Here is a 14,260-nt window from a genome sequence, read left to right as displayed (position 1 = left end):
TAAAAAACTTTTCCTCTCGTTTTTTTTCAAACAGGAAGTGAGGATGATATTTATGAAACGTGGACGAATGCGGGAACTGCCATTGCATCTAATGATTTTACCCAGTGTAATATTGCTCATTTGTTTCAGTTATTTACCGATGGGAGGAATTATTATTGCGTTCCAGAAGTTTGTGCCTGCCAAAGGGCTGTTTGGTGACCAGAAATGGATTGGATTTGACAACTTTATATATCTGTTCCGATTACCAAATTTCATGAGCGTACTTTGGAATACTCTTTTTATTGCCGTTATGAAGATTATTTTCGGACTTTTGATTCCGATTGTAGTTGCGATTCTGATTAATGAGGTGAAAAATAATACATTGAAACGGGGCATTCAGACGGCAATTTACTTGCCCCACTTCTTATCCTGGGTAGTATTAGGCGGTATATTTATAGACATACTTGCTCCTGGGGACGGTCTGATTAATCAGGTGATAAAAGCTTTCGGTGGTCAGCCCATATTCTTTTTGGGTGATAATAAATGGTTTCCATTTACTTTGATAGTAACTGAGACATGGAAGTCATTTGGATATGGAACGATTGTATATTTGGCAGCAATAACGGGTATTGATTTAAGCCTATATGAAGCAGCACAGGTTGACGGGGCAAATCGCTGGAAGCAAATATGGCATATCACCCTTCCGGGTATGCGAATGGTTATCGTTTTATTAATGGTGTTAAGCCTTGGAAATGTATTAAATGCAGGATTTGACCAGGTTTTCAATATGTATAGTCCGCCGGTATATGCAAGCGGAGATATTATTGATACATTTGTTTACCGGATTGGTATGTTGGAGGCACAATTTGGAGTTGCTACAGCGGTAGGTCTATTTAAATCAGTTATTTCACTGACTTTAATTTCGGTTTCATACTGGTTTGCTATTAAGTTTGCAGACTATCAGTTGTTTTAGGAAAGGAATCGTATATGAAAAAGAATAAGAAGTTTAAGTGGTTTCCGGTATTAAATACTATTATCCTTGTCATGCTTGCTTTGATCTGCGTGATACCGCTTGTTCATGTTGCTGCTGTTTCGTTCAGTTCCAGTGCAGCGGCCTCCGCCGGAGACGTATCATTATGGCCTAAGGATTTTACCACAAGTTCATACTCATTTGTTGCAAAGCGCCCTGCATTTTGGCGATCAATGAAAGTCTCAGTTACTCGAATTATTATGGGCGGGGGTTTAAGTATTTTACTTACAATTACGGCAGCGTATCCATTGTCTCAGCCAAAGGCAAGCTTTCGGTTCAGAACAGTTTATGCATGGTTCTTTTTTATTACAATGATATTTAATGCCGGACTGATTCCTTGGTACATGGTAATAAGACAATTCGGCCTTTTGGATAGTATTTGGGCATTAATCCTTCCTGGCGCCGTACCTGTTTTCAGTGTTATTCTATTGCTCAATTTTTTTCGTGAAGTTCCAAGAGAACTTGCGGAGGCGGCATTTATTGATGGAGCCGGACATTGGCGCACTCTTTGGACAATATATGTACCCTTATCAAAACCTGCTCTTGCAACACTCTTGCTGTTTTCGCTTGTAGCAAACTGGAATAGCTGGTTTGATGGCCTGATTCTCATGAACAATCCGGATAAATATCCATTACAGACATACATACAAACCATTGCGGTTCAGCGCTCATTCAGTATGATGACAAGAGAAGAAATCCAGCAAATGGCTACGATATCAGACAGAACCCTGCGGTCTGCACAAATATTTTTAGGCTCCTTACCCATTGTTATGGTATATCCTTTCCTGCAAAAATATTTTGTGAAAGGTATCGTGTTAGGTGGAGTTAAGGGGTAATAAGGAAAAGGAGGGGGAATTGAAATGAAAAAACAGGTGTTTAATCCATATCTGCCGTCATGGGAATACATTCCCGACGGCGAACCACATGTGTTTGAGGAGCGTGTATATGTGTACGGTTCACATGACCGTTTCAATGGATTCGCATATTGCTTAAATGACTATGTTTGTTATTCTGCGCCGGTAGATGATTTGCGCGATTGGAAGTATGAAGGTGTTATCTATGAAAAGACGAACGATCCTTTTAATGCAGACGGCAGCATGTGTCTGTATGCACCTGATGTAGTCAGAGGACCGGATGGCAGATATTATCTGTATTATGTTTTGGATAAAGTTCCAGTTGTTTCTGTGGCGGTCTGTGAAACCCCTGCAGGAAAATACAGCTTTTACGGTTATGTGCGTGATACGAATGGAACACGGCTGGGGGAAAGAGCCAATGATCAGCCGCAATTTGATCCTGCAGTTTTATTGGAGAGTGATAAAGTCTATTTGTATACAGGTTTTTGCGGCCCTGGAGATAAGTCGCGCAAAGGTGCTATGGCGACAGTGCTTGCGGCGGATATGCTGACAATCATTGAGGAGCCGGTAATCATAATTCCCGGAAATTGTTATGGCAGCGGAACTGGGTTTGAAGGACATGAGTTCTTTGAAGGACCATCCATCAGAAAACATGGAGATACATATTATTTCGTTTATTCTTCGAGCCGGATGCATGAATTATGCTATGCAGCCAGTAAGAGTCCGACAAAGGATTTTTCTTATGGAGGCGTAATTGTAAGCAATTGTGATGAGAATATTACAAATGGGAAGCCTGCGGGGATGCACACATATGTTCCCGGGAACAATCATGGCGGCATGGTAGAAGTATTTGGGCAGTGGTATATTTTTTATCATAGACATACAAATGGAACAAATTTCAGCCGTCAGGGCTGTGCCGAACCGGTTCAGATTAAAGAGGACGGCTCAATGGAACAAGTTGAAATGACCTCGTGCGGATTAAATGGCGCCCCTCTGGTTGGAAAGGGAGAGTACTTTGCATACACTGCCTGTAATTTGTTTTCTAAAACAATGAAAAACGACCATCTGCTTCATCACGCTGGTTGGATTGACGGGAAATATCCCAGAATTACACAGGATGGTCGGGATGGCGATGAAGAGATAGGATATATAGCCAATATGCAGGATTCTACGATAGCCGGATTTAAGTATTTTGAGTGTAAGGGCATCACAAAGATTTCTCTTAAAACGAGAGGATATGGAAACGGGTGCTTTGAAGTAAAAACTGCGTGGGATGGTGAAACCTTAGGGAAAATTCCGGTAGGTTATTCAAACGTCTGGGTTGTAAATCCTGCTGAAATCATGATTCCGGACGGAGTTCAGGCTTTATTCTTTGAATTTAAAGGCGAGGGCGGAATCAGTTTAAGTTCATTCACCTTAGAATAATGAGAGTAAAAGGAGCAGGGTATGCAGAAATATGGTAAAACCATAGGAGATAAAAGGGGAATACATATCTGGTGGACTGATATCCCGGATCCGGATGTGATCCGGGTTGATGATACGTATTATATGACCAGCACTACAATGCACTTTACGCCGGGCTGTCCAATTATGAGATCTAAGGATCTGGTTCATTGGGAAATTGTTAGTTATGTTTATGATATTCTGGAAACCAGCGATGAAATGGCTTTGAAAAAGGGAAGGCATGATTACGGCAGAGGATCATGGGCGAGCTGTTTGAGGTACGCTAATCACACTTTTTATGTTGCATTCACAGCATACAATGCGAATAAAACATATATATTTCAGACAAAAGATATTGAAAGCAATAAGTGGGACAGGTATACGCTTGAGGGTATTTACCATGATATGTCTCTGCTTTTTGATGAAGATGGTAAGGTTTATATGGTTTTTGGGAGTGGAACGATCCGGGTCATTGAATTAACATCAGATGCAAAGGCTGTTAAACCGGAAGGCATGGATAAAGTTGTGATTCCTAAAGCTGATGTGGGTGGAAAAGGCGGCCTTCCGGCCGAAGGCTCTCACATATATAAGTGGAATGGAATGTACTATATTTTCTTAATAGCATGGCCTCCCGCCCCTTTGTATTCGGGAAGGAGAATTCAAATATGTTATCGCTCAGATAGAATTGATGGTGAGTATGATGGAAAAGTGCTCCTCGATCATGATATGGGATTTCACAATAAAGGTGTTGCACAGGGAGGGATTTTTAATACCGGGACAGGAGAATGGTATTCCCTGATGTTTCAGGATCATGGTTCGGTGGGCAGGATTCCGGTTCTTGTCCCGTTCATCTGGGAAGAGGGGTGGCCTGTATTTGAGGCTTGTGGTAAGCTGCCCAATATAAACCATGTAAATCCGGAAAGACTTACCAGCCTCAATATCGTGAAATCGGATGATTTTAATCAATTATCGTTATCTCTCCAGTGGCAGTGGAATCACAATCACGATGACAGATACTGGTCACTGAGCGAAAGGCCAGGCTGGCTCAAGTTGACCAATGGTACGCTTTGCCGCAACATATCCGATGCCCCTAATACATTAACACAACGAACCTTTGGCCCCGTTTGTTCTGGCAGGGCTTTGCTTGATATATCAAATATGAAGAATGGTGATTTTGCAGGTTTGTGTGCTTTTCAGGATCAGTATGGTTATGTAGGAGTTAAGATGGAGGTTGATGGAGCAAAAGTCATTATGGCAATGGCAAAACCGGAACCGTTTGAGCCTGATAATATGGAATATAAGACAGGAAAGCCAGAGGTAATTGCAGAAAGCATACCTTTCAATCAGAAAGTAATATATCTTCGCATTGACTTTGATTTTCGTGACATGGCTGACACTGCTGATTTCTACTATAGCTTAGATGGCAGCAGATGGAGTGGGATTGGCAGGCAATTGAACATGTCATACAGATTAACACATTTTGTGGGCTACCGCTTCGCTTTGTTTAGTTATGCAACAAAAGAAACAGGTGGTTCTGCCTGGTTTGATTATTTTAAGGTATGAGTAAACATCAAAGAATTAAAATAGGAGAAGAGAAAAATGAAAAAAGCAGAGATCATTATCGATAAGTATTTTCTGACGGGAGGCGTTGATCAGAGGATATTCGGTTCTTTTATTGAACATTTGGGACGGGCTGTCTACGGCGGAATCTATCAGGAGGGAAATGTAAATTCTGATGAGCAGGGATTTCGAAAGGATACCCTGGAATTGGTAAAGGAACTGAATGTGCCTATCGTGCGCTATCCGGGAGGTAATTTTGTATCTGGTTTTTGCTGGGAGGACAGCGTGGGCCCTAAAGAACAGCGGCCGGCAAGGACAGAATTGGCCTGGCAGGTGATCGAGACAAACCAGTTTGGTTTAAATGAATTTGCAGACTGGTCCCGGCTGACCGGAAGTGATATCATGATGGCGGTCAACCTCGGTACAAGAGGTCCGGCGGATGCGAAGAATCTTCTGGAATACTGCAACTTTGAGGGCGGTACTTATTACAGTGATTTGCGCAAGGCTCATGGCTATGTAAAACCACACGACATCAAGGTATGGTGCCTGGGCAATGAAATGGACGGAAAGTGGCAGATGGGCCACAAAACAGCTGAGGAGTACGGCCGGATTGCTTCGGAAACTGCTCGGCTGATGAAATGGCTGGATCCCAGCATTGAAACCGTGGCTTGCGGCAGCTCCGGTATGATGATGCCCACGTTTGGTGAATGGGAATATCAGGTACTAAATGAGTGCTACGATGAAGTGGACTATCTTTCACTGCATCAGTATTACGGAAACCGCAGCAATGATACATCAGATTTCCTTGCCTGCTCGAAGGGTATGGATGATTTTATATCGGGAGTCATATCTCTCTGCGACGCGGTGAAAGCGAAAAAACATGGAAAGAAGGAAATTAACTTATCATTTGACGAGTGGAATGTTTGGTATCACAGCAACGAACAGGATAAACAGATCAAACCATGGAATAAGGCACCCCATCAGCTTGAGGATGTATATAACTTTGAAGATGCACTTTTAGTGGGCAGCATGCTGATTACCCTTTTAAGACATGCGGACAGAGTAAAGATTGCATGCATGGCGCAGCTGGTAAATGTAATCGCTCCAATCATGACATCGGATACAGGCGCCTGGCGTCAGACCATATTCTATCCTTACATGCATGCTTCCGTTTATGGGAAAGGAACTGTTCTATTGACTCAGATCAAGGCACCGGTATATGAGAGCAGGACTTACGGGACCGTGTCCATACTGGACAGCGTCTGTATTTGGGATCAGGAGTCTGAGACACTTACGATCTTTGCAGTGAACAAAGATTTGGAGGAAGATGTGGAAGTTGTATGTGATTTACGACAGTTTGAAGGATATCAGGTGAAAGATCATCAGGTGCTGACTCATGATGATATGAAAGCAGTGAATACGGAGGCAGCTCCTGACACAGTAAAGCCAACGAGTTCCAGGGCTTCCAGACTGGAAAATGGTAACTTTTCAACTGTGTTTGGAAGACATAGTTGGAATGTGGTTCGGCTGGAAAAAAGCTTACAGTAGCGGATACATCAAAGTGACCCTCCCCCCTTTCCCCACAATCACCTCGAAATAAGGGGAAGGGGAGTTGGGGGGAGAAGAGGCCATGGGTTCGAATTCCACTATCTCCATTAAATAGTAGGCCGCAGGCGTGAACGCTCGTGGCTTTTATTTTTTGCCATTTTCAAGGCTGACAAGGGTACATGATTAATTGTTATTTTTACACAAAATAACTCTGATAATTGCTATATAATTAACATTGACTAATAAAAAGAAAATAAATATAATAGTAGTGTATCAATTGTTCTTTGAAAAAATCATATCTATATAGCTGTTTAAAACGTAGCTGGGAACACGAGGCATACTGCTGGTATCATATATACCGATAAGCGTATGAGGGTGTTTCGTGGCCACCCAAACCGCCGGCAGTACACCAGTCATATAGTCTATGAAACAAAGCTTGTTATTTATTTAATACTAGGAGGTAATGATGAAAGGAACCCTGCTTGTAAAAAATGTAAAACATCTTGTGACATGTGACGCTGATGACAGACTGTTGGAGGGAGTGAATGTGCTGATCAAGGACGGTGTAATAGCCGAAGTTGGCAGCAATGTAGAAACAGCTGATGATGTGATTGACGCATCTGATATGGTGATGTATCCGGGACTTATTAATACTCACCATCATTTATATCAAACCTTCAGCCGTAATTTGCCTCAAGTTCAGAGGATGGAATTATTCCCATGGTTAAAAACTTTATATGAAATCTGGAAGCACGTAGATGAGAACGTGGTCTATTATAGTTCCCTTACCGGACTTGGGGAGCTGTTAAAAACAGGATGTACTACCTGTTTAGACCATCATTACGTGTTCCCAAAACATGCCGGGACAGGACTTTTAGATGCTCAGTTTTCCGCAGCAGAGGAGCTTGGCATCCGTTTCCATGCCACAAGAGGAAGCATGGATTTGAGTGTTAAGGATGGCGGTTTGCCGCCAGATTCCGTTGTACAGACAGTGGACGAGATTTTAAAGGATTCCGAAGATGCTGTAAAAAAATTCCATGACGACAGCCCATATTCCATGCGCCAGGTGGCATTGGCGCCTTGTTCTCCCTTCAGTGTGACCGGGGAACTTTTAAAGGAATCGGCAAAGCTGGCCAGAAAGCTGGGGGTGAGACTTCACACTCACTTGGCGGAGACAAAGGATGAGGAGCAATTTACCCTTTCACACTTTGGCATGCGGCCTTTAGAATATATGGAAAGTCTGGGCTGGGTAGGTCCCGATGTATGGTATGCCCACGGGATTCATTTTAACGAGGATGAACTGAAGCTTTTGGCCAAGACTCAGACCGGTGTAGCCCATTGTCCCATTTCCAACATGAAGCTGTCTTCAGGCATCGCTTCCATTCCGGAAATGCTTAATTTAAATGTCCCTGTAGGTTTGGCTGTGGACGGATCGGCCAGCAACGACGGTTCCAATCTTTTGGAAGAACTGAGAGTGGGCTACCTTCTCCACAGGCTAAATGACAGCCGGAAGGCGCCTACCGGATATGATATGCTGAAAATCGCAACCAAAGGGAGTGCGAGAGTGCTTGGCAGGGAAAATTTAGGAGAAATTTCTGTAGGTATGGCGGCGGATTTCTTCCTGGTCAATTTAAACCGTATTGATATGATAGGCGCTCAGTTTGACCCAATGTCTGTTTTGTGTACGGTGGGACTGAAGGGCAGCGTGGACTATACGGTTGTAAATGGCGATATTGTTGTGAAAGAAGGCCGGCTGGTAAGAGTGGACGAAGAGAATTTGGTTCGGAAAGCGAATGAAGCCGTGACTGACTATTTAAATAAGTGAGACATTTCCCACATTACTGAATCGAGTGGCGTGAGATGCTTCCCCTCCACAAATAGATTATGGATACAACGAAAATCGTAAGCATAATTTATTTGATGAAATGAGAAGGACAAAAAAAGAAAGGTACATTATCATATAAGATAGTGTACCTTTCTTTTTTTACCATTTACAAGGAAGACATGGGTATATGATTGAAGCTATGAGAAGTTGTAATCTGACTTCATATAGCTTCCTTTTTTTACCATGGTAACGCCCCTTTTGAGCATTTTATATCAAAAAAACTATGAAACAAATGAAACAATCATGAAACAGATGTAAAACTTATGACCATATTGACAAAGATATTCTAGTCCCGTATGATACAAATTATTAAATATGATATAAAAATCATCTTAAATATAAAAAATATAGTAATTATATATAATTATTGTTTCTGAAACAAATTGAAAGAGGTGAAAGTAATGCCATTGACAGTAAGAGATATTGCAAAGATTGCAGGTGTTTCTCCAGCCACTGTTTCAAGATATTTTTCTGGCAGTGGAGTTGTGAGTAAAGAGACGGCCAGAAAGATTGAAGATGCTTCGAAGGAGTTGCGTTATATACCAAGATTTAAAAAATGCAAAGATAATGGCGTGATAGCAGTTTTGATTCCTAATTTACAACTAGGTTTTTATGGAGAAGCGTTAAAAGAATTGATAGAAGAGATTCCCAAATATAATTACAGAATTGTATTTATACCAACCACACCGGATAGTGAGCATTATAAGATATTCTTTAAGGAAATGAACATTGTAGGCATAATATATTTTGATGAATTCATTGACCGGGATATTATTAACTACATCTCTTCCAAGAAAATCAAAACGGTGATGTTTGCCGGAGGATCTCTTGATAGCAGGTCAGAAATGGTACATATCAACGATATTGCAGCCGCATATGAAGGAACTAAATATTTAATTAGTTTAGGACACGAAAAGATAATAATTCTATCAGACTTTTTTAAAAATATCGGATCCTCTTTTCAACGGTTTACTGGTTGTAAACGTGCACTTGATGAGATAGGAGTGGATTTAAATGAAAATGAAATGTTAGGATGCGGAACTGTTACATATGAAACTGGTTATCGGTTAACCAAACAATTCTTAGATAAGAAAACAGACTTTACCGCTATTTTTGCTTTTAGTGATGAGATGGCAATGGGAGGAATATCTGCATTGCATGATTATGGGCTTAAGGTACCGGAGGATGTATCGGTTTTGGGGTTTGATGATATTGCCCTGGCAAGCAGATTCATACCAAGGTTAACCACGATCCATCAGCCAATCAAAGAATTTGTTACGAGGACCTTAGAGGCGTTTCAGGATTTAGACAATACAAACGATAAAGTAGAGATTACATTGCCATATAAGATTGTAAAGCGTGATACTTGCGCTGTAAATAGGGGAGTAAATATATATGAAAAATAAAAGAATAGGGACATTAGTATCCGATATATTAAGATGGATTTATCTGATATTCTTTGTGTTTATCTCAATTGGACCATTATTATGGATTGTAATGTCTTCGTTTAAGACGAACAAAGAGATTTTATCCTCTGCATTCGCATTACCTTCAAATTTAAGTTTCGCAGGTTATGAAGCAGCTCTGAAACTGGCTCCTATCTTTAAGTTTTATAATAACAGTTTATTGATTTCCATGGTTAGTACCATTCTAAATATTCTTGTAGTATCAATGGCAGCCTATATTTTGGCAAGATGTCGGTTTAGAGGGAAAACATTTTTAACATTGCTGCTTTCCTCCTCGTTATTAATACCTACTTCCTCTTTATTAATGCCAATCTATATCATTATGACAAAGATTGGTCTGTATGATACGAAAACAGGACTGATCATTGTATACGCAGCATTGGGGCTTCCCTCCTCGCTGTTTATTATAAAGAGTTATTTTCAAAGTATTCCGGTAGAATTGGAAGAAGCAGCCTACTTAGACGGGGCGGGTTTTGCGAAAACATATTTTTTAATTGTGTTTCCGATTGCTAAATCAGGGCTTGCAACTGCGGCAATACTCCAATTCTTAACTTCATGGAATGAATTCATGTTCGCATTAATCTTAACAAAAAGTACATTGGCAAGAACATTACCATTAGCACTCAATTATTTTACATCTCAGTTTTCATTTAATTACACAGCAATGTTTGCAGCGTTAGCGATGGTGATTATTCCAAGTATATTAATTTATACTCTGCTGCAGGAACAGGTTACAGATAGTATGGTAGCTGGTTCCATTAAGGGTTAGGCTGAAAAAAGTGAATGGTGCTTAGGCACGATGGTGTCTCAAATATAATGTATCAAAGAAAGGGGATTTATGATGAAAAGAGGTTTTAGGAAAGTAGTAGGGGTACTACTAATCGGGGTTATGGCTATAAGTATGTTGTCAGGGTGTGGGGCAAAAAACAAAGAAACCGGAAACAAATCCAATACCGGCAATACACAGGTATCGGATGGCGGCAACGTATCTGGTAAGATAATTGAAATTAATTTTCCTACTTCCTGGGTTGGAGTTAGTTCAAGTACAGAATGGTTTAATGATCGTTTAAAAGCATTTAATGAACAATATTCGGATAAATATAAGGTGGTGGTAGAAGAGATTGCCGGTGATCAGGCTTATGTGGATAAAATAAAGGTTTTATACTCCTCCAAATCCTTACCGGATGTAATTAGTACAGGAGGCTATAACCTGATCGATTCAATGAAAGATCAGATGGTTGACTTGACGCCTTATGTGGACGATCAATGGAAAAAATCGATCAGTGAAGTATGCTGGGATGTAAATTCAAGAGACGGAAGCATCTATGGCATTCCATATTCCAGACAGGTCATTGGATATTTCTATAACAAGGATCTTTTTGAAAAAGCGGGAATCAAAGAACCAGCGAAAACCTGGGATGAATTCTTTGCGCAGTGTGACAAATTATTGGCAGCAGGTATTACGCCGGTATCCATGGATACAGCAGATTCAGGCTGGCTGACTTCATTGCTGTTAGGCGCCATGATTGCTTCCGATGACGAAGGCGAAACGTTTATGAATACGTCACTTCCTAAAAACTATAATACCAAGGAATTCATAGATGCAGCCGGAATGATTCAAAAATTGTTCCAGAACTATACGACTCAGGATGCAGTTGGCGGAAAATATGAGAACGGAGCAAGTAACTTCTTTATGGAACAGACAGCAATCATAGCAAATGGACCTTGGATGATCAGTGATTTCTATGATGCGAACATGGTAGAAGAAGGTTTTTCGGATAAGATCGGAACAGCAATGTTCCCGGGCGATGTCATGTATAACAGCGGAAAGATTGGTTTTAATATTGCATCCAAATCAGAAGAACAATTAAAAGCTTCTCTTGACTTTGTTAAATTTATGACATCTGCGGATAGCCAGCTAAAAATGTTGGAAATGACAGGAGAAATTCCGGCTGAGGTTAACGTAACTTCCGATAACATTTATCCACTTGTAACTGAAGTTATAGAAAATAGTAACAAGGCAGCCAGAAATATTAATGATTTCCAGAGTTTATGGTATGCCAATGTGGTTGATGAGATAAGCATTCAGTATCCGCTCCTTGCCCAGGGACAAATAACTCCGGAAGAATTTGCAACCGCTTTAACCAAAGCAGCAGAGAAAAATTAATAGACAATATCAACTCTTTCCTCTGCCTTTACCGGCAGGGGAAAGAAGAATAGAGGTGACAGAGATTGCGCGTTAAAAAAAGAATGATGGTATGTTTCTTATTACCTTGTATCCTGTTGTTTGCTTTAATTTATCTAATACCCATGGGAATTGTATTTGTAACCTCATTCTGTGAATGGAAATCAGGCGGAGTTTTTCATTTTGTTGGTCTTCACAATTATATCGAGGCGTTTGTAAATGATACAAGAATGCATCAGGCATTAAAAAATACTGGAATATGGGCTTTGCTCCAATCCACTGTCCACGTCGGAATCGGTACAGTTACTGCATTTATACTATCCCGTAAAATAAAAGGCTGGAAGATCTTAAGAACGATATTCATGATTCCAAATGTTATATCGGCAGCTGCTTTAGGCGTTATCTTTTTAAATGTATTTAACCCCAAATATGGACTGCTTAATTCCATGATCAGTACTTTATCCGGGAGTACGTTTTCTAAAAATTGGTACTTTGATCAGAACTCAGCGTTCCTTACCGTGACCTGGAGCTGGCTGTTGTATGCAGGTCTTGTTATGATACTTGTTCTGGCAGGTGTTATGTCTGTTCCTGAAGACGTACTGGAAGCGGCGAGAATAGACGGAGCCTCCGGTTTACAAATTGATTTTAAAATAAGGCTTCCGTTGGTACGGACAATTCTTGGAACCTGTGTAATTATATCAGCAACCAGTATGTTAAGAGAATTTGAATTGATTTATCTGACCACCAACGGCGGACCTGGCGATACTACCCTTAATCTGCCCTTATATCTATATAAAACCTCGTTGACAGATAATAATTATGGATATGCGAATATGATGGGAGTTTTACTGATTATCCTGGGAATCTTTGCTGTTTTTGCAATTAATAAATTGTTCCGTATGAGTGAGTCAGATTATTAATAAAAAGATAGGAGAATAAGAATGAAGATTACTGTAATAGGTGGCGGCGGGGTTCGCTCCATGTTTCTTGCTAAGAGTCTGTCCCAGAATGCGAAAAGATTAGGAATCACGGATCTTGTGTTCATGGATAATAATAAGAAAAAATTAAATATCTATGGAAAAATGGCAAGAGAAGTTGCAAAAAGAATTGATCCTTCTCTTACATTTGCTCTTACAACTGATCCTGTCGAAGCAGTAACAGATGCCGACTATGTCATTACTACCATACGTGTTGGAGAAGATGACATGAGAGTGAAAGATGAAAGGATAGCCCTTTCCTATGATTTATTAGGGCAGGAGACAACCGGTGCGGCAGGTTTCTCTTTTGCAATGCGTTCCGTTCCTGCTTTGGTAAAATACTGTGAGCTAATCAAAGAACATGCAAAAAAAGAGGTGAAAGTATTTAATTTTACCAATCCTGCGGGAGTAGTCTCCCAGACTTTAAGGGATATGGGATTTGATTTTACTTATGGAATCTGTGATGCACCTAGCGGTTTGCTGCATTCCTTTGCGAAACTATACGGAGTCAGCCAGGATGAAATGACAGGAGAGTGTTATGGACTGAATCATCTTTCCTTCTTTAAGAGCATTCAGTTAAACGGGAAAGAAATTATGCCGGATTTACTAGTCGATGACCGTGTATATGAGTCCACGGATATGAGGTTTTTTGAGAAAGAATTAGCGTTGCATTTGGGTTGTATCTTAAATGAATATTTATATTACTTCTATTATCGTGAGGAAGCCATAGCCAATATTCTTGCAGCAAACGTAACGAGAGGTGAAGTAATCAAAGACATTAATATACATATGACAGAGGAATTATCTAAGATGGATATAGAAGGTGACTTTGATCATTGTTTAAAGGTATATGAACAATGGTATGACAAAAGAGAGAGCGCTTATATGGCGAATGAAACGGGAATCAAAAGCCATAAACCTTCTTTTAAGTTTGATATAAATGAGAAAGATAACGGTGGCTATGCTGGGGTCGCTTTAAAATATATTGAAGCAGAATTATCTGGAGAGCCAAAAGACATGATTCTTTGTGTTCCCAACAATGGGGCGATTGAAGGATTAAAGGATACGGATGTGGTTGAAATCAGCTGTACCATTACCAGAGATGGTTATATTCCTCACAAGATTGAAGAACCGGGTGAACTTCAAATGGAGTTAATAAGAAGAGTAAAGTCTTATGAAAGACTGGCTTCTTCCGCTATTCGAAATCGGGATAAAAAGGAAGCAGTGGATTGCCTCATGCTGCATCCGCTGGTAAATTCTTATTCCCTGGCTAAGGCCTTAATGGAACAATACTTAAGCATCAATACAGAATATATTAAGGGGTGGAAGTAGG

General features: G+C 40.4%; 11 protein-coding genes. All 11 read left to right on the top strand.

What is annotated here, in order from left to right; translation table 11 throughout:
• Positions 1–52 precede the first annotated feature (52 nt).
• The 11 genes from ACHZES_RS06955 (at position 53) to ACHZES_RS06905 (ending at position 14,259) form a co-directional block, all read left to right on the top strand.
• Positions 53–952 (top strand): sugar ABC transporter permease, encoded by a 900-nt coding sequence (locus ACHZES_RS06955; RefSeq protein ID WP_038277985.1) that lies wholly within the window; start codon positions 53–55, stop codon positions 950–952.
• 14 nt (positions 953–966) lie between these two features.
• Positions 967–1,845, top strand: a complete 879-nt coding sequence (locus ACHZES_RS06950; protein WP_395548436.1) for a carbohydrate ABC transporter permease — start codon at positions 967–969, stop codon at positions 1,843–1,845.
• A 24-nt stretch (positions 1,846–1,869) separates the two neighbouring features.
• A complete protein-coding gene (locus ACHZES_RS06945) occupies positions 1,870–3,288 on the top strand; it encodes a family 43 glycosylhydrolase (RefSeq protein WP_395548437.1) in 1,419 nt (472 codons plus the stop codon).
• A 21-nt stretch (positions 3,289–3,309) separates the two neighbouring features.
• On the top strand, positions 3,310–4,869 hold the full coding sequence (locus ACHZES_RS06940; RefSeq protein WP_395548438.1) for a glycoside hydrolase 43 family protein: 1,560 nt from the start codon (positions 3,310–3,312) through the stop codon (positions 4,867–4,869).
• Between the two features lie 36 nt (positions 4,870–4,905).
• The gene (locus tag ACHZES_RS06935) at positions 4,906–6,414 is read left to right on the top strand and encodes an alpha-N-arabinofuranosidase (protein WP_395548439.1); all 1,509 of its coding nucleotides are present in this window, start codon (positions 4,906–4,908) and stop codon (positions 6,412–6,414) included.
• A gap of 466 nt (positions 6,415–6,880) precedes the next feature.
• Entirely contained in the window at positions 6,881–8,239 is a 1,359-nt protein-coding gene (locus ACHZES_RS06930) for an 8-oxoguanine deaminase (protein WP_395548470.1), read from the top strand.
• A 461-nt stretch (positions 8,240–8,700) separates the two neighbouring features.
• Entirely contained in the window at positions 8,701–9,705 is a 1,005-nt protein-coding gene (locus ACHZES_RS06925) for a LacI family DNA-binding transcriptional regulator (protein ID WP_395548440.1), read from the top strand.
• Positions 9,695–10,534: a carbohydrate ABC transporter permease gene (locus ACHZES_RS06920; RefSeq protein WP_395548441.1), complete on the top strand. Its 840-nt coding sequence runs from the start codon at positions 9,695–9,697 to the stop codon at positions 10,532–10,534. Before ACHZES_RS06925 ends, ACHZES_RS06920 begins: the two co-directional genes overlap by 11 nt.
• A 120-nt stretch (positions 10,535–10,654) precedes the next feature.
• Positions 10,655–11,932 (top strand): ABC transporter substrate-binding protein, encoded by a 1,278-nt coding sequence (locus ACHZES_RS06915; RefSeq protein ID WP_404820345.1) that lies wholly within the window; start codon positions 10,655–10,657, stop codon positions 11,930–11,932.
• Positions 11,933–12,075: 143 nt separating this feature from the next.
• Positions 12,076–12,870, top strand: a complete 795-nt coding sequence (locus ACHZES_RS06910; protein WP_395548443.1) for a carbohydrate ABC transporter permease — start codon at positions 12,076–12,078, stop codon at positions 12,868–12,870.
• Positions 12,871–12,891: 21 nt separating this feature from the next.
• On the top strand, positions 12,892–14,259 hold the full coding sequence (locus tag ACHZES_RS06905) for a 6-phospho-beta-glucosidase (RefSeq protein WP_395548444.1): 1,368 nt from the start codon (positions 12,892–12,894) through the stop codon (positions 14,257–14,259).
• The last annotated feature ends 1 nt before the right edge of the window (position 14,260 follow it).

It is taken from the genome of Lacrimispora sanguinis (assembly GCF_044987295.1).
GTDB classification, from domain to species: Bacteria; Bacillota; Clostridia; order Lachnospirales; family Lachnospiraceae; genus Lacrimispora; species Lacrimispora celerecrescens_B.
This window is presented reverse-complemented; position numbering and strand designations above follow the sequence as displayed.

Excerpts from the sequence above, each read along its gene's own strand:
- ACHZES_RS06955 (WP_038277985.1), top strand. The coding sequence starts at position 53 with ATGAAACGTGGACGAATGCGGGAACTGCCATTGCATCTAATGATTTTA.
- ACHZES_RS06950 (WP_395548436.1), top strand. The coding sequence starts at position 967 with ATGAAAAAGAATAAGAAGTTTAAGTGGTTTCCGGTATTAAATACTATT.
- ACHZES_RS06945 (WP_395548437.1), top strand. The coding sequence starts at position 1,870 with ATGAAAAAACAGGTGTTTAATCCATATCTGCCGTCATGGGAATACATT.
- ACHZES_RS06940 (WP_395548438.1), top strand. The coding sequence starts at position 3,310 with ATGCAGAAATATGGTAAAACCATAGGAGATAAAAGGGGAATACATATC.
- ACHZES_RS06935 (WP_395548439.1), top strand. The coding sequence starts at position 4,906 with ATGAAAAAAGCAGAGATCATTATCGATAAGTATTTTCTGACGGGAGGC.
- ACHZES_RS06930 (WP_395548470.1), top strand. The coding sequence starts at position 6,881 with ATGAAAGGAACCCTGCTTGTAAAAAATGTAAAACATCTTGTGACATGT.
- ACHZES_RS06925 (WP_395548440.1), top strand. The coding sequence starts at position 8,701 with ATGCCATTGACAGTAAGAGATATTGCAAAGATTGCAGGTGTTTCTCCA.
- ACHZES_RS06920 (WP_395548441.1), top strand. The coding sequence starts at position 9,695 with ATGAAAAATAAAAGAATAGGGACATTAGTATCCGATATATTAAGATGG.
- ACHZES_RS06915 (WP_404820345.1), top strand. The coding sequence starts at position 10,655 with ATGGCTATAAGTATGTTGTCAGGGTGTGGGGCAAAAAACAAAGAAACC.
- ACHZES_RS06910 (WP_395548443.1), top strand. The coding sequence starts at position 12,076 with ATGGGAATTGTATTTGTAACCTCATTCTGTGAATGGAAATCAGGCGGA.
- ACHZES_RS06905 (WP_395548444.1), top strand. The coding sequence starts at position 12,892 with ATGAAGATTACTGTAATAGGTGGCGGCGGGGTTCGCTCCATGTTTCTT.